Genomic DNA, 15,641 nt, shown 5'->3' on the forward strand with positions numbered 1-15,641 from the left:
GTCAGTGCCTGGGCAGGTACTCCACGATGTCCTCCAGCAGGAAGACCAGCTGGTCGACGTTGGCGTTGCCGGTGCTCGGGCGCAGCTTCACGACCTGCGGGTCGTGGTCGCTGGCCTGGTCGGCGAACTCCGCGTTGACGTGCACCACGTCGTAGCGGTAGCGGGTGATGTTCGCGCTGATCAGGATGTGGTCGAGGGTCTGCGAGTTGCCCTCGAACACGTAGCTGTACCGCTCGGCCGGGGGCAGGGTGCCGATCAGGGCCACCACGTCGCCGTTGCCGGTCAGCGTGCCGACCGCCGGGGAGAACTGGTAGTCGTTGATGTCGCCCGCGAGGACCACGTTGGCGCCCTTGTCGACGGCCTTGACCTGGTCGACGAAACCGCGCAGCAACGCGGCCTGCTGGACGCGCTGCTGCTCGGAGCTGCGCACCGGCTCCTGGTAGCGGCCGTGCATGGCCTGGTCGCCGCCCTTGGAGTTGAAGTGGTTCGCGACCACGAACACCGTGCGGCCGCGGAACTTGAACTCGCCGGCCAGCGGCTTGCGGCTGCTGTTCCACGCCGGGTCGGCGGGCGCGACGCGGCCCGGCGACACCGACAGCGCGGCGCGGCCGTGCTGCTTCACGACGGACACCGGCGTGGTGGCGTCGCCGCCCGCGCGGTCCACGAAGGACACCCGGGCCGGGTTGAACAGGAACGCCACCCGGATGTTGCCGCCCGGCTCGCCGCCGTCGGCCTTGTTCACCGGGTCGACCTGGCGCCACTGGTAGCGCGGACCGCCCGCGGCGGCGATGGCGTCGGTGAACTTGGCGAACGTCGCGCCCGCCGTCACCGTGCCGTCGTCGGTCGCGCCGTTGTCGTCCTGGATCTCCTCCAGCGCCACGACGTCCGGGTTCCTCAGGTTCCGCACCACCGCGGCGGCGAGCCGGTCGAACTTGGCCTGGTCGTTGGTGGCGGCCAGGTTCTCCACGTTGTACGTGGCGACCGACAGCTCGTAGGACCGCTGCGCGTCCGTGACCTCGGGCTTGATGCCGCCCGACACGTGCTCGCCGACGGTCTTCGCGGCCAGGGTGTAGCCGCCGAAGTTGGTGTACTCGACGTTGCCGACCGTCGCGCCGCGCCACACGTCGCCGACGTTGCTGGTCTGCGGCGCGGCGGCGCCCGGCTTGACCTTGATCCGGCCGCTGTTGGGCTGGTCGTAGCCGAGGTAGATCGTGCCGCCGCGCGCGGTCGGGTTCTGGGTGGGGACGGTGGTGATCCACGTCTCGCCGAAGCTGTTCGTGGGTCCGACCACGCGGGCGTCGGTCACCTGGACGTACATGCCCTCGCGGGACTCGTAGTAGTCCTGGCCGTAGGTCGCCGGGTCGAGCGGGAGGCCCTCGATGCTGCCGCCGTTCGCGGTGGGCAGGTAGCCCGCCGGCGGGTTCAGCGCCTCCGGGGTCGGCAGGGCGTTGCCCTTGGACTTCACGGTGACCGTGGCGCCGGTGATCTCGGTGAGCGTCTGGTTGGAGTTGCTCGCCGCGTCACCGCCCGGCCGGTACTCGGCGACGGTGCCGGAGACCAGCACCTCGTCACCGGGCTCGACGGTCGGGGCCAGGGCCGCGGTGTAGACGAACACGCCCTCGCTGGTGCGCGGGTCGGCGTCCGGCGCGGTGTCCTGGAGCCAGAAGCCGCGGTCGCCGACGGCCCGCGTCGCGGTGACGACACCGGGGACGCCCGCGACCTTCTGGCCGAGCAGCGGCGAGACGCGGGTCGTGCCCTGGATGTCGCGGACGCGCTTGTCGCCGGGCTCCGGCTCCGGGTCGGGATCGGGGTCGCCGGGGCCCTGGCCCTTGGCGTTGACCGGGGTCGGCGCGCCGATGGCGAAGTCGGCGGCGTTGTCGTCGGTGTCGGTCAACGCGGTGCGGGCGGCCGAGGTGGCGTTGCCCGGGTTGGCGGTCGGCGTGGTCTCGCGGACGACGGTCGACGTGCCGTAGCCGACCAGGTCGCGCACGCGCGCGTCGGCGGCGCAGTCGGCGGCGGTCTTGCAGGTCAGCGCGGAGGTCGCGGTGACCAGGGCGATCGTGCCGCCGGAGCCGCCCATCGCGGTCGTGCCGGTGGCGTCCGGCGCGGGCAGCTCCACCGTGCCGCCGGCGCCCTTCGCCTGCCCGACGAGGAACCGCCCGCCCGGGGCGATCGAGCCGGTCAGCGGGGTGACCTGCCACTGGCTGGACGCGCTCGCGCTCGCCGGGAGGTACTGCACGCTCCAGCCGTCGACGGCGACCGGCGCGGCGCCCGCGTTGGCCAGCTCGACGAAGTCCTGGGTCAACGTGGCACCGGAGTTGCCGCCACCGCCGTAGACCTCGGCGATCAGGGCGTCCTGGCTCGGGGCCGCGTGGATCGGCGTGGCGAGGGCGAACGTCACGGCCGAGGCGGCGGTGACCGCCAGCCCGACGCGGAGCGGGGTAGGTCTCAACGGGTCCTCCGGTAATTGGCGGGTGCGCGCATCCTCCCCGGATCGAGTGAACGGCGGAAGACACCGTCACTAACGGTTGACCATCGCCCGCCCTCGAACGTGTGTTCGAACGTAGGGTAGGGTCATGGCCGTGCCCTCCGGTGGCCCTCCCAGCGCCGGCGCGGACACGACATGCACAACAGGGGCGCCGGCCCGGACCTGACGAGGCCCGGATCGGCGCCCGTGCGCGTCGAGCACCGAGAGCACCGACTCGCCGTGCCGGCGATGAGCGCCTTCTTCTACCGCGATTCCCCGAGTGGATGCGCGGACATCGATCAATTCTCCCCACCGACCAATACGGACCTCCACGAGCCGGCAGTCACTTGGTGATGAGTTTCGCGGCGTCGGGGGCGTAGACGGTCATCCAGTGCGGACGCAGCCGGTAGTAGAAAACGTCCTTCTCCCACTCGGTGTGATCGCCGTAGAAGTCCTTGAAGTACGCGAGCAGGTCCGGCCAGTCCGCAGCCGGTTCGCCGTCCTCGGGGTTGAGGATCTCCACCGTGCCGTGCGTGAACACCCCCAGCTCCTCGCCGCGCATGTGCGCGACGCTGGCGGCGGGCCGGGCCGCGAGGTGACGGGCCTTGGCGGCGCTGCGGGCCGTGCCGAAGTACCACTTGCCGTGCAGGAAGTGCCCGTCCACACCGCTGATCCGCGGCTCCCCCTTCGCCGTCACGGTGGACAGGGCGAGGGTGCACATGCCGACCAGGATCCGAGTGAGCTGCTCGGCGGTCACAGTGCGCTCGGCGACGATCGACCGGAGGTGATCGGTGGAACGGGACAGGGAGGCGTCGAGCAGTGCCTGGAGCTCATCGAGTTCTTCGGGTGTTTCACGCATCAACCCACAATAGCCACCGCTGACCACCCTCAGCTTCGTACAGCGATCAGAGGAAGACGGCACCGTAGAGTCACATAATCTCGCCGAACTCGACACGCCACCACCTGGCATTCGTCGACACCCGTCATCGACGGAACCCTGTCCGTTTCTGCCGATTCATCGGTCTGATCGGCGCGATTGCCCGACACCGTCGAAACCGCGCCGTGGTCATCCGACGGAACGTGTGGGAGATGCCGCAGGGGGCCGCTTGGACGAGCCTGGAACGCACAATCGAGACGACGACTGCCTGGACGACATGGCGAAGGGCCGGGCACCTCACGAGGTGCCCGGCCCTTCGACCAGCGGTGGCGGTGGGATTTGAACCCACGGAGGCTTTCACCTCACACGCTTTCGAGGTCTGCGAACCACGGTCCAGCACTGTGCGCGAAGCCCGTTTAACCAGGCAGGCGCGGTACAGCGGTCGTCTGCGGACAAGCCCGATCGTCGGCGAACGCCACCACAAATGCAACCGAAGCAACCTCTGAACGTCTAGTGGACGCTGTCACTCTCGCCCTGACCGGCTCGCTCCATCTTCGTTCGCATGAAGTTGCGGGTTTCCGCCTACGGCCGTGGTGAACTACTCATGCGACGCCGGTACCACGGCCGACCAACGCCCGGCAACGGGCGGCGGGCGCGCGGCAGGGAGCGACAAGCTTCCTGACCGACACCCCTTGTGGTCGTCTTCTCATACCGGCGCGTCGTGACGCACACCCCCACCTGCGGGATCCGTCACGTCGGTGGCGTGGCACGTGGGTCCGCCCCCAACCGAAGCGTCCGCTTCGGAGAGCGGCGGCACCACCGCCACGAACCACACGGAGAAGCAAATGATCAACCACGGGCCAGACACAGAGGTCTTGGACGCCGAATCCTCCATGCCCGAGGACATCGTCGACGTGTTCGGAGAAGAGGACGAGGCGCCCGCGCAGATCGCGTGGAGTCGGTGGAACAGCGAGCCGATGCCTGGGCTGCCGAAGATGGCCGCCGTGCGGCGCGCCTACGAAGCCTGTGTATCCCATGACCTGCCGGACGGCTTCGCGTGGGCACTTGCCTCTGCGGTCACCGACCCGGCGAGCCTGCGGGCGGCGCTCTCGTCGCCGCGGGACATGCCGGTTGTGGGCGGCAAGTTCGAGTTCATCGAGGTTGACCTGTGGACGCCGGGGGTGACACCGATGGTGACAAACCACAGGGCCTTCGCAGAGCGGGTGTATCCCGCTTCAGGCTCCGCCGGGGCGTTGGGGCCGCTACGCGGTCCGACCTCCGAGGATGGCGTTACCTCGACCCTGCGGACCGACGCCCGAAGTGTGTCGCACGTATTGGCCGAGGCCGAGCGAGCGGGAACCTTCATCCTGTCGGACAACAAGCTCGCCGCCTCCATCGCCGAGCGGGGCATCATGATGCCCGTGGATGTCGTCTACAACGAGATTCACCACGAGGACGGCCAACCGCCCGCGTGCCTCCTGGCGACGGCCGAGGGCTCGAGCCGTGTCACCAACGCCCACCAGGTCCTCGGTATCGAAGGTGCCAGGACCGTGATGTACGACCTGCCCGCTGACGAGAGCAACCTACGCCGTTTGATCAACAGTGTCCTCGTCGAGGATCCGGCTGAGCCCGGCCTTACCGCGCGGATGGCCAACAAACGGCGAGGCAAGCGCAACGCGCTGATCGTGCGGGCGAGGGTAATCTTGAGGTTCGTGCCGACGCAGGCATCCGCCTACGACTTCGCGCAGGCCGTGGGTGGCTATCTCGGGATGCTGCACGTCGATGGGCCCCGCCCTTGGCCCACGACAGGCAAGAACGAGGCCATGGCTGAGTCCGTGGTCCGGGCGCTGCGCCACCAGGACGCCATTACTCAGCAAGAGCACGACTACATGGCCGGGCTGATGGAACCCCAGGTCGCGGTACGCAACGGCTTTCCCGGCGATCAGGACGCGCAGGCCGCCTACGTCCTCGCCACCATGCTCCACCCTCGCCTGATGAGCATCGTCTCCCGCGCCATTCGCGACGTGACCGCTGCCGCCAAGGCGTCCCCGCAGGCTAAGGCGGAGGCGGCGGCGGAGTTGGCGCTTCGGCCCATTCGTAGCCTGGCCACAAGCCTGCCCGCCGACGACCCCACCCGGCGCGAGATCGACACGATGCAAGCCGTTTATCGACGCGCCTGCCGTCTGAGGTTGTACGCCACCGCCGACTGGAAAGTCACCGGCCGCACGCCTGAGGAGCTGCTCGACGCCGCTCTGGTCGAACTCAACTCTTCCGTCAACACGCCGACTGGGGCGGGCGACTACTCCGCGCGTACGGAACTGGCCGCGCTCGCCCAGTTCCACCTCACCCGCCGGGGGAGCTTGCGTCGGGAACCGTTCGGAAGCGGCGGTACCAATGCGGACAAGCGCGGACCACACGACGTCCTCCGGGCGATGATGGAGGAGACCCAAGGCCTCCGCCTGCTGTACCAGGCGATCATTGACGGTCGGGCTGGTCGCAAGCCGCGGGTGGTCGACGAGAACGGGCGGCTTGTACGCGGGCGCATCAGCGAAAATGGTGTGCTCACTCTAGATGTTGACGGCGATGAGATCGAGATCGCTGATCAGTGGCTGCGCGAGGACGCGTTCCCCCGGCCTGGCCGGAACCAGCAGCAGATGCCGACGCCGCCTCAGCCTTCGTCGGATGAGGAAACTCCTGCGATGGCCCTCGCCCGCTACAAGAAGAACGTCGGCCTCGCTCTCGACGCACTTGAACAACAGGTCGAGAACCTGGAAGAACTCACTGATGGTAGTGCCACTCCCTTGGTTGAAATTCAGGGGTGGGCCACGGCTGGTCTGGTCAAACGGATCGACGAACTGCGGACCCGGCTGTCCTTCTGGGACAGCCTGGCCCACCGCATCGCGCGGCGGGAACACCCGGCCACCGAAACTGACTAAGGCCGAACCGGGTGGGCTGTGCGTCTATGGCCCACCCGGAGCTCCCCAGCGCGGCGGGCAAAGCTGCGGCACGCACACCAGTCGGGCTGTATCATTAGTCACAACTTGGAGCCCTGCCAGGGGCCACTCCGATGGCGCAGTGGGTGCCGAACGCGGCACAGTAACGCGGCGGCGAAGGCCAACGCCCGAACCGACCGATCCACGAGCCTGAGACCCGGCAGCTGCTCCCGTACAGGTGTACGAGCGCGGGCGGTGGCCTCCACGCTCCGGATTTCCGGAGAGCGAAATGTCCACGCCCAAGCGTTCCAACTCTGACCACCTCTACCCCGAGCTCACCGCCGTCGGCACTCCACCGCTGGGCGGCACGTGCACCGATCAGGTGGCCGCATTCCCTGATCATCAAACTCAACAAGCCGTGTTTGACGGAGAGTTCGACGACCCCGATCTCCTGGACGCGGCCCGCGGCACATGCGCCTCCTGTCCTGTGCTGGCCGCCTGCCGCAGATACGCCGACGACGGTCTCGACGACACGACGTTCCTCGCTGGCACCACAGCTATGGAGCGGTCGCGCGCTCACCGTCGCTCGACGAAGACCCGTCGCCGCAAGGCTGTGGTTGCGCGAATGCGCGAGGCTGGCGTTACCGTTGACGAGATCGTCTTCTACACCAAATTCAGCAAGCGAAGCATCGAAGGCGACATTGCTGAGCTCGCGGCGGGGTGAGTGCACCTGACTGCGGCCCTAGCGGCCCGCTCTTTGGCGCAATTCTCACATCCTGGCGACGCCACTGGATGTCACTTTTGATGGAAGCCCTCCGCTGAATCCTGGAGGACATGGCCGGGCGGATTCTCACGAGACATAGCCAGGTTTGGCAGAAAAGTCTGTGCCGCTCACGACGAGGCATCCATCCCAGCCGTCCCATTGCTGGTCAGAGCGGAACGGCACGAAATCGTAGGACAACCGAGCCGTCCCAGCGAAAACAGCCGTCCCATCCTGGCCGGCACTGGGACGGCTGGGATGCCTGCCCTCATGCATGGTCGCCAGCACCACCAGATGTATACAAAGGAGGGGTTGGCATGAAGCGTGCTGGGCGGAATGGCGCAGCAGGACCAGTGCATCCGTCCTGTCTCGTGACAGGCTTGACCTGCGACCTCTTCGTCCCGAAGCAATGTTCGCGAGTTAAGAACCTCCCTGTTCCCGCAGTTGAAGGCAGGTATGACGTCCGTGGATGTCCGGCTACATGCGCGCCTGTCTGCCTCGGTTGTCACGCAGTTGGTCGCTCAGTCGCGGTAAAGCTGCTTGGCTGCGTCGGCGCGTTCCTGCTCTGCCAGCAGAACGCCCAGGTTGTTGAGGGCGTCGGTGTTGCCTGCGTCGATGGCGCGGCGGAAGTGGTCTTCGGCTTCGTCGGCGCGTTCCTGCTCCGCCAGCAGAACGCCCAGGTTGTTGAGGGCGTCGGTGTTGCCTGCGTCGGCGCACACGATCGACCTGCTGTTCGTGCCGGTCATCCTCGTTCCCGCGGTGCTGGCGTGGTCGGCGATCGCCGGGTTCGGCCACGACCTGTACGGCGCGCCGGGTTGGACCATGCCGCTGTACTCCGAGGCGGCTATGTGGGCGTTCGCGTTCGCCCTGGCCGCCGCCCGCCGCGCCGGCCGCCCGGTACGTCGACTGCTGGTCGGGCTGTGGTTCTCCGCCGCCGTGTCCGCGACCCTGGCGTTCCTGCACGGCGTCACCGCCGACGGCGGCAGCCTCACCGACGGCGTCGTGATGGCCATCGTCGCGGTCGGCGGGGTGGTGGTGCACCAGCTGGTGGACACCGCCGCCACCGCCCCGGCGCGCCGGTCCCGGGAGCAGCGCGCCGCCGACCGGTTGCAGCGCCTCGCGGGCAAGCGGGTGGCTGCGGTGCGCCGGGCCGCGCTGCGTCAGGCCGCCGCCGAGCTGGCCGCCGACGGCACCGCCATCCTCGTGCACCGCCCCGGCACGGTCACCCTGCGCCGCCGCTTCGGCCGCGTGCGCCTGGTGCCCACCACCCTGGCCGGACTACCCGTCATCACCACCGACACCGACGGCGGTATCGGTGAGGCCCTGGCCGCCGAGATCGGCGAATACCTGACCGCCCTCCCCGCCCTTCCCGCGCCGCACGCCGACACCACCGCCCCGACCACCCTCGACCGGCCCGACACCGCCCCGGCCACGGGTGCGCCGTCGAGCGCGCACCGGCCGGGAAATGCGGAAACGACCACCGCACCCGACGCGGCGAAGATCGCGCGCTACGTGGGTCGCACCCGTGCCGCGATCGACGGCGGCAGGTTGCCGGAGCGGCCCTCGCAGACCGAGGTGCGCAAGTTTCTGCGTTGCCGTTCCGAGGACGCCGCCGCCGTGCACCGCGCCCTGTTTCCCACCCGTAATGACGGCCCCGATGAGGGCGGCACCCGACAGGAGGTGACGGCATGAACACCACCGCACACGAGCACCACGACGAGGACCACGCCGAGGACGGCGACCGGGAGCGCACCAACGTGGTGCACCTGCCCGTCCGCCGCACCGACACCACCCCCGACGCCGTCCCGGACGTGTACCCGGACGGGGTGGAACTGGACAGCGCGGTTGTCGGGGAGTTGCTGACCGATGCGGAGTCCGCCGAGCTGGACCGGCGGATGGCGGCGCAGAACGCGGCCCGCACGGCAGCCAGTGCGGTGGTCGCGGTCGTGCGCCACGAACGCACCCGCTCGATCGGCCGCACGGTGCGCCGCAACGCCGGCTACGCGGTGGCCGGTGCCCGCATCCGCCGCCAGGAGCGCCGCGCCCGCCGCAAGCACCTGGACTTGGAGCAGGCCATCACCACGTTGCGGGTCAACGCCAAGTCCGCCGACGACTTCCGGGTGCTCAAAGACCTTGAGGACGCGCTGGAACAGCGCCGTAACGGGTCGGCGCAGCGTGGCCGCGAACGTCGTATCGAGATCCTGCGGTGGTCCGGCGGCGTGGTGGTGCTGCTGGCCGGCGGGCACGTGCTGTTCCTCGGGTTCGCCGCCGCACAGGCCGTGATCGGCGCCGGATCGTTGACCGACCGGTGGAACGACGTCGTGCAGTTCTGGACCACGGTGGCCGACCTGTCCCCGGCCGGAAGCTACTGGTGGGCCTGGGCCATCACCGGCGCGGGCACCTGGGCGGCGCGCACCATCCCCGTGGGCCGTTCCCGCGGAACCCTGCCCATGTGGGCGGGTGAAGAGCAGACCGTCCCGGCCGACGGGCGCGACATCATCCCCGACGAGTCCGCCGTGTTGTCGGCGTTGCGGCACCTGTCCGGGCTGCCCGCGCTGCGGCAGGCGTTCAAGGAGGGCTGGGGACGCAGCATCACGCCGACGTGGGTGGCGCCGCCGCACCGCGACGGCAAGGGCTAACGGATGCAGTTGGTCATGCCCAAGGGCGTGCCGGTCGAGGAGATCGTCAAGCGCAAGACCGTGTTCGCCCACAACCTCGTGCGCCTGCCGGTCGAAGTCTGGCCGTCCGAACCCAAGGGACAGCCCGGTGTGCTGGACCTGTGGGTGGCCGACCAGGGCGCGCTGTCCGGCCCGGTGGAGCCGTGGCCGCTGCTGGACACCGACGGGCCCACGGACTACTTCGCCGGTCTGCCGGTGGGGATCAACATCCGGGGCGAGATCGTCCGGGCGCTGCTGTTCGAGAAGAACTACGCCGCCGCCGGAGTGATGGGGTCGGGCAAGTCGTCGCTGTTCATCACCCTGGTAGCCGGGGCGATCCTGGACCCGCTGGTCGAGGTGGACGTGTTCGTGCTGGCGGAGAACGCCGACTACGAGCCGATGAAACCGCGGCTGCGGACCCTGCGCACCGGCGCGGACCCCGACACCGTCAAGGCCTGCCTGGACACGCTGCGCGAGCTGTACACCGACCTCGACGCGCGCGGCAAGGCGCTGCGCGAGCACGGGGAACGCAAGGTCAACCGCAAGATCGCCGCCAAGGACACCCGGCTACGCCCGCGGGTGGTCGTGATCGACGAGTGCCAGGCCTTGTTCATGCACGAGGAGTACGGAGAGGAGGCCGCCGACGTGGTCACCAAGCTCATCAGCGCCGCCCGCAAGTACGCCGTCACCCTGCTGTTCGCCACCCCGGAAGCCTCCACCGCGTCGCTGCCGCGCAAGGTCACCGCCGTGACCTCGTGCAAGGCCTGCTTCGCCATCGGCGACCAGCAGTCCAACGACGCCATCCTCGGCACCGGCAGCTACAAGGCCGGCATCTCCGCGGTCAGCCTCGACCCCGCCACCGACGAAGGCCCAGGCGACGTCGGCACCGCCATGGTCCGCGGCATCATGGCCCAACCCGGCCTCCTGCGGTCGTTCTACCTCACCCCGGCCGAGGTCACCGAGGTCACCGACCGCGCCATGGACCTGCGCCACGGTCACGTCCCCACCACCACCGGCGACGACGCGCCGGAGGAAGTCGACTTCCTCACCGACCTGAACAGCGTCCTGACCGGCCGCAAGCACCTGCGCACCGCGGAAGCGCTCAACGCCCTGGCCGCCCTGCGCCCCGACCACTACGGCAAGTGGACCAGCAAAACCCTCGCCGCCGCCCTGGCCGAGGTCGGCGTGCCCATCGTCAAACGCGACAGCGGACAGAGCGCCGTGGACACCAACGACGTCGCCGAAGCCGTCACGATGCGTGACAGGGATGCCGGCGTGGACACCGACGAGGAGAGCTAGAACCGCACCCGTCGACCACCGGGAAGCGCCGGGGGAGCAGTCGGGGGAGCAGCGAGACCCAGGGGAATTCCCCTGACCATCTCCCCTGCCCCCACCAGCCAGAACAACCGTTAGGGAAGATCCACACGGCAGGGCGGCGACCAGCCGAAACCCGCGAAAACGCCGGTCCTGCTCCCCGGACGGCGTCCTTCCCTCCACCGCTCGGCACCACCGCGCCGGCACCTCGCCACACCGCCCGCGCGTCACCCTCGCACACCCACACGCTGTCACGCACAGTCATGAAAGAGGTATGTCATGGGCAAGCCCGTCGCGCACATCGGCACCCGCTCGTGGTGGTCCGGCCAGGTCCGCACCCTGTGCGGGCAGCGGTTCGACAGCAGCAGCGACCGCGTGTGGTTCCCGCGGCTGTCCGGCTACGCCGTCTGCCCCGACTGCGCCGCCGCCCCGCGCCGATGACCGACCACATGCGACACACCCACCACCGGAACCCCCAGCACGGCAAGGGGACGTGACATGTGCAGAGCAGGGGGCCGCCGCTGCCCCAACGCCGGCGGACGCTCCACACAGAACACCCGCCAAGCCGTCTCCCGCGCCCGCCGCGCCCTGCGCCAGGCCAAGCAGACCGGCAACCCGCACGGGATCACCGCCGCCCGCGAACGCCTCGACACCGCCCGCACCGCCCACCAGCAGGCCAAGGACACCGCCGTGAACCCACACCACCACGAGGGCCAGGACCACGCCGCCGACCACGACACGACCGCAGGCCACGACAGGGACGTGACCCCGGCGCCGACCACGGACGACACCACGACCGGCCCATCCACACAGGACAGCCGCCACCGATTCGGAGGATTCATGTTGCACAACACCAACAACGTCCACGGCAACGCCCGCGTCGGCAGCCAACACGACGTCCACCACGGCACCACCCGCTTCACCACCCGCACCGGCCCCGCCCCACGTCACGACCGGGACGTGACAGACCACGACGACGACCAGGACGACGCCACCGGCACCCGCAACGTCGCCTCCGGCAACGACCACGTCGACCAGCAGATCGGCTTCACCCTCGCCGATCTCCGCCGACTGCGCCGCCGCCGCTGACGGCCACTCGACTAGCGCCCACACACGGGTTGGTCGCGCCGGGGACGTGACCACCCCACATCCCCGGCGCGACCAACCCGCCCACCGCCCGGTTCGGTTGACCCGAGAGGAATCGCCGTCATGACCACAACCCAGCCCACCGCCGCCGATGTCGCGCTGTGGGTGGCCGGCCGCCACGGCTGGCACGTGCTGCCCCTGCACCCCGGCACCAAACGCCCACTGGCCGGCTGCCCCGACTGCCGGGGCGGCGGAGACCACACCGCCGACCAGTGCCCGTGCCTGGCCCGCGCCGACGGCGCGCTGTGCCACGGCGTGTGGGCCGCCACCAACAACACCGCAGTGATCGGCCGGTGGGCGACGCGGTGGCGCACGAGCGTGTGGGCGGTGCACCTCGGAGTGTCCGGGCTGCTGGCCGTCGACCTCGACGCCCACGGCGGCACCCCGCCCACCCAACCGCTCAACGGCCTGCCCTGGCCCGACGGCGACCCACTCCCCGCCGACGGCATCGACACCTACGCCACCCTGGCCGGCCTGCGCGGTCCAGGACTCGACCTGGACACCCTCGTCACGCAAACCCCCTCCGGCGGGCTGCACCTGCTCTACACCGCCGAGCCCGGCCGATGGAAGTCCAGCACCGGCCGAGTCCGCCACGGCGACACCGTGGTCAGCAGCGGCCTCGGATGGCAGGTCGACATCAAGGCCCACGGCGGCTACGTCGTCCTGCCCGGCTCCACCACCCCCGCCGGCACCTACCGCCGCGCCTCCACCACCCTCACCCCGGCCGCCCTGCCCGACTGGCTCACCACCGAACTCGTGCGCACCGGCCACGACCGCCACGCCACCCCCACACCGATCCGACCGGCGCCGGTCACGGTGGTCACGGCCCGCGGTGAGAACCGCCAGGCCCGCTATGCCGCCGCCGCACTCCGGTCGGCGTGCGAGGAGTTGGCCGCGATGCAGCCGGACTCCGGACGCAACCGCAAGCTGTTCCGCTCCACCACCCGACTCGCCGGAATGGTCCAGGCCGGCTGGATCGACCGCCACCAGGTCGAGACCGCGCTCGCCACCGCCGCCCACACCGCCGGCCTGCCCGCCGGAGAGATCCGCTACGCGCTGGCCTCCGGGTTCGCCCGACCCCGCACGCCCACTGAACACCCCGCCGCATGACCACCACCACCACCACCACCACCCGCGCCCGCCGCGCCACGGAAGGGAGGCCCGTCGCATGACCACTGCCGCCGAACCCACCGACGTCACCGACACCGCCGACGAGACCGCCGACCGGCCACCCATCCGCATCGGCGGGGACGCCGAGACCATCCGCACCCTCACCACCGCCGTCGCAGGCGGCGCCCTGCCCGACGTGTTCGTCGCAGGCGGGCAGCTCGTGCACCTCTCCCGCGTCTCCGGCCCCACCGGCACCGACCACACCGCCGGACAACCCGCAGCACTGCCCGTGCAGGCCGAACCGCTCACCTCCGCCAACCTGGCCTTCCTGCTCGCCCACCACACCTACGTCCACCGCCTCAAAAAGGACAAGAACACCGACGAGTGGACCGAAGTGGAGGTCAGCCCCACCGGAACCGCCCTGTCCGCGGTGCTGTCCTCCCGTTACTGGCCCGGCGTCCGACCCCTGACCGGCATCGTCGGCTCACCAGTGCTGCGCCCCGACGGAACGCTGATCCAGACCGCCGGCTACGACCCCGCAACCGGCCTCTACTACTCGCCCACCGCACCCATGCCGCCCGTCCCCACCCACCCCACCGCCGACCAGGTCGCCGACGCCAAGACCTTCCTGCTGCACCGGCTGCTGTCCGATTTCCCGTTCGTCGCACCCGCTGATCGCGCCAACCACATCGCCCTACTACTCGCGCCCATCCTGCGCCCCTACCTCGGGTGCCTCACCCCGTTCGGCCTGATCTCCGCCACCACCCAATCCAGCGGCAAAACCCTGCTCGCCGAGATCCCCGGCTACATCTACGGCTGCAAAAACCTCGTCTGGCGCAAAGGCGACGACAGCGAACTGGAAAAAGGCATCACCAGCGCCCTGCACAGCTCCTCACCGATCATGCTCTGGGACAACATCGCCGAAGGAACCATCGTCTCCTCCGCCGTCCTGGCCCAACTGCTCACCTCGCCGCAGTGGTCCGCCCGGATGCTCGGTTCCTCCGGTGCGGGATTCACCGCCACCAACAACCGGTTGTGGATGGCCACCGGGAATAACATCCGATTGGGCGGGGACATGGCCACCCGCACCGTCCTGGTCCGACTCGACCCCAACGACCCCCACCCCGACCAACGCGACCAGACCAACTTCGGCATCCCCCACTTGGACAACTGGCTCAAAACTCCCGCCAACCGTGTCGAGGTGCTGCGGCACCTGCTGATCCTGGTCATGGACTGGATCAACGCCGGAGCGCCCCGATCCGGCCACACCATGCGTCAATTCACCACCTGGGCCGGAGCCTCCGGCGGACTGCTCGCCCACCACGGCATCGACGGCTTCCTCGACAACCTCAACGACATGCGCGAAGCCGACGACGAAGACGCCGAATGGGTCGCCTTCCTCGCCCGCTGGCACGAACTCAACCACGACCGCCGCATCACCAGTCGACACCTCCGCCAACAAGCCGAAATCGAGATCGTCAACAACCAACCCGTCGACCACTGGGAAGGGACCTTCCTCACCGACGAACAAGGCCGCACCCCCTCCACCAAATCCATCGGCCGCCACCTCACCGGACACATCGGCCGCTGGCACGGCGACTACGTCATCCGCTCCGCCATGGACACCCACGCCAAAACCCGCGTCTTCTGGGTCGAAACCCGCACCACCAACGACCACCAGGTCGACCAGGCCGCCGACGACCAGGAACCGGCAGGCCAACCCGACCTCTGGCAGTAGCTGGACAGTCCCGACCGGCCCCACAGGCCAGTCTGCGGGTTTGGCAGGCACGTCCGCGGGTTTGGTGCGGGTTTGCCTCTGACCTCAAACCCGCACCGCATCGCCGCAGGTCACAGCCCCTCCGCTATCCGATCGGCGGGTTTGCGGGTTTGGCACCCCGTACCCACACCCGCCCAGCACCGACGGTTGGCCGCGCTACGTCGTCGGCACCCCGACCGACCGGCCAATCCCGAGGTGATGACGCATGCCCGAAATCTTGATCAACGACAAGCCTCTCCACTGGAGAGCCGTGGCTGTCGCTCCTTTCATCCGCGTCACCGGAGGTGCAGCATGAGCACAGATCGCCGCAACGCCGAAATCGCGGAACTGATCGCGCGATTGACGGTCCTCATGACAGCTCAACCGGCGGTTGAGGTGCCTGCACAGCGGCCGATGCCGACACGGGTCCTGCTCACCGTCGAGGAAGCGGCGGAACGACTGAGGATCGGCAAGACGAAGGCGTACTCCTTGGTGAAATCAGGAGACTTGGAATCGGTATTGATCGGGCGTCTGCGCAGGATTCACGTGGACGCGATCGACCACTATGCCGCTCGACTGGTCGCCGAGCAGAACTCCACCCATCCGGCTGCATAGGAGCCC

General features: G+C 69.4%; 13 protein-coding genes. 10 read left to right on the plus strand and 3 right to left on the minus strand.

Features of this window, described 5'->3' with window-relative positions; translation table 11 throughout:
* Window position 1: 1 nt before the first annotated feature.
* Together EDD40_RS22145 and EDD40_RS22150 are read right to left on the minus strand one after the other, a co-directional pair.
* Window positions 2-2,452, minus strand: a complete 2,451-nt coding sequence (locus EDD40_RS22145; protein ID WP_123744634.1) for an endonuclease/exonuclease/phosphatase family protein — start codon at window positions 2,450-2,452, stop codon at window positions 2-4.
* Window positions 2,453-2,810: 358 nt separating this feature from the next.
* Window positions 2,811-3,326, minus strand: coding sequence for a pyridoxamine 5'-phosphate oxidase family protein (locus EDD40_RS22150; RefSeq protein WP_123744635.1), 516 nt, complete (start codon window positions 3,324-3,326; stop codon window positions 2,811-2,813).
* An 863-nt stretch (window positions 3,327-4,189) separates the two neighbouring features.
* On the opposite strand from EDD40_RS22150, the gene EDD40_RS22155 reads away from it, so the two are divergent.
* Together EDD40_RS22155 and EDD40_RS22160 are read left to right on the plus strand one after the other, a co-directional pair.
* Window positions 4,190-6,280: a hypothetical protein gene (locus EDD40_RS22155; RefSeq protein ID WP_123744636.1), complete on the plus strand. Its 2,091-nt coding sequence runs from the start codon at window positions 4,190-4,192 to the stop codon at window positions 6,278-6,280.
* A gap of 286 nt (window positions 6,281-6,566) precedes the next feature.
* Window positions 6,567-7,001 carry a WhiB family transcriptional regulator gene (locus EDD40_RS22160; protein ID WP_123744637.1) on the plus strand — a complete coding sequence of 145 codons (435 nt, stop codon included), beginning with the start codon at window positions 6,567-6,569 and terminating at the stop codon, window positions 6,999-7,001.
* 557 nt (window positions 7,002-7,558) lie between these two features.
* Here the strand turns inward: EDD40_RS22160 and EDD40_RS42695 are convergent.
* Complete coding sequence (locus EDD40_RS42695; protein WP_211348222.1) at window positions 7,559-7,783, minus strand: tetratricopeptide repeat protein; 225 nt, start codon at window positions 7,781-7,783, stop codon at window positions 7,559-7,561.
* Here EDD40_RS42695 and EDD40_RS22170 point away from each other — a divergent pair.
* From EDD40_RS22170 to EDD40_RS22200, 8 genes are all read left to right on the plus strand, one after another.
* Window positions 7,773-8,729: a hypothetical protein gene (locus EDD40_RS22170; protein WP_211348223.1), complete on the plus strand. Its 957-nt coding sequence runs from the start codon at window positions 7,773-7,775 to the stop codon at window positions 8,727-8,729. The two genes, EDD40_RS42695 and EDD40_RS22170, sit on opposite strands and share 11 nt — an antisense overlap.
* Complete coding sequence (locus tag EDD40_RS22175; RefSeq protein WP_123744640.1) at window positions 8,726-9,676, plus strand: hypothetical protein; 951 nt, start codon at window positions 8,726-8,728, stop codon at window positions 9,674-9,676. The genes EDD40_RS22170 and EDD40_RS22175 overlap by 4 nt, the downstream gene beginning before the upstream one ends.
* Window positions 9,677-9,679: 3 nt before the next feature.
* Window positions 9,680-10,993 (plus strand): FtsK/SpoIIIE domain-containing protein, encoded by a 1,314-nt coding sequence (locus EDD40_RS22180; protein ID WP_123744641.1) that lies wholly within the window; start codon window positions 9,680-9,682, stop codon window positions 10,991-10,993.
* A gap of 294 nt (window positions 10,994-11,287) precedes the next feature.
* Window positions 11,288-11,449: a hypothetical protein gene (locus tag EDD40_RS41830; RefSeq protein ID WP_170185163.1), complete on the plus strand. Its 162-nt coding sequence runs from the start codon at window positions 11,288-11,290 to the stop codon at window positions 11,447-11,449.
* 57 nt (window positions 11,450-11,506) lie between these two features.
* Window positions 11,507-12,097: a hypothetical protein gene (locus EDD40_RS22185; RefSeq protein WP_123744642.1), complete on the plus strand. Its 591-nt coding sequence runs from the start codon at window positions 11,507-11,509 to the stop codon at window positions 12,095-12,097.
* Between the two features lie 120 nt (window positions 12,098-12,217).
* A complete protein-coding gene (locus tag EDD40_RS22190; protein WP_123744643.1) occupies window positions 12,218-13,264 on the plus strand; it encodes a bifunctional DNA primase/polymerase in 1,047 nt (348 codons plus the stop codon).
* 196 nt (window positions 13,265-13,460) lie between these two features.
* Entirely contained in the window at window positions 13,461-15,002 is a 1,542-nt protein-coding gene (locus EDD40_RS22195; RefSeq protein ID WP_211348224.1) for a hypothetical protein, read from the plus strand.
* A gap of 330 nt (window positions 15,003-15,332) precedes the next feature.
* Window positions 15,333-15,635 carry a helix-turn-helix domain-containing protein gene (locus EDD40_RS22200; protein WP_123744644.1) on the plus strand — a complete coding sequence of 101 codons (303 nt, stop codon included), beginning with the start codon at window positions 15,333-15,335 and terminating at the stop codon, window positions 15,633-15,635.
* Window positions 15,636-15,641: the final 6 nt, after the last annotated feature.

Source organism: Saccharothrix texasensis (assembly GCF_003752005.1).
Lineage (GTDB): Bacteria > Actinomycetota > Actinomycetes > Mycobacteriales > Pseudonocardiaceae > Actinosynnema > Actinosynnema texasense.

Bases quoted from the DNA above. Each gene is read 5' to 3' on its own strand.
- EDD40_RS22175 (WP_123744640.1), top strand. From the start codon at position 8,726: ATGAACACCACCGCACACGAGCACCACGACGAGGACCACGCCGAGGAC.
- EDD40_RS41830 (WP_170185163.1), top strand. From the start codon at position 11,288: ATGGGCAAGCCCGTCGCGCACATCGGCACCCGCTCGTGGTGGTCCGGC.
- EDD40_RS42695 (WP_211348222.1), bottom strand. From the start codon at position 7,783: ATGACCGGCACGAACAGCAGGTCGATCGTGTGCGCCGACGCAGGCAAC.
- EDD40_RS22160 (WP_123744637.1), top strand. From the start codon at position 6,567: ATGTCCACGCCCAAGCGTTCCAACTCTGACCACCTCTACCCCGAGCTC.
- EDD40_RS22185 (WP_123744642.1), top strand. From the start codon at position 11,507: ATGTGCAGAGCAGGGGGCCGCCGCTGCCCCAACGCCGGCGGACGCTCC.
- EDD40_RS22155 (WP_123744636.1), top strand. From the start codon at position 4,190: ATGATCAACCACGGGCCAGACACAGAGGTCTTGGACGCCGAATCCTCC.
- EDD40_RS22200 (WP_123744644.1), top strand. From the start codon at position 15,333: ATGAGCACAGATCGCCGCAACGCCGAAATCGCGGAACTGATCGCGCGA.
- EDD40_RS22150 (WP_123744635.1), bottom strand. From the start codon at position 3,326: ATGCGTGAAACACCCGAAGAACTCGATGAGCTCCAGGCACTGCTCGAC.
- EDD40_RS22190 (WP_123744643.1), top strand. From the start codon at position 12,218: ATGACCACAACCCAGCCCACCGCCGCCGATGTCGCGCTGTGGGTGGCC.
- EDD40_RS22180 (WP_123744641.1), top strand. From the start codon at position 9,680: ATGCAGTTGGTCATGCCCAAGGGCGTGCCGGTCGAGGAGATCGTCAAG.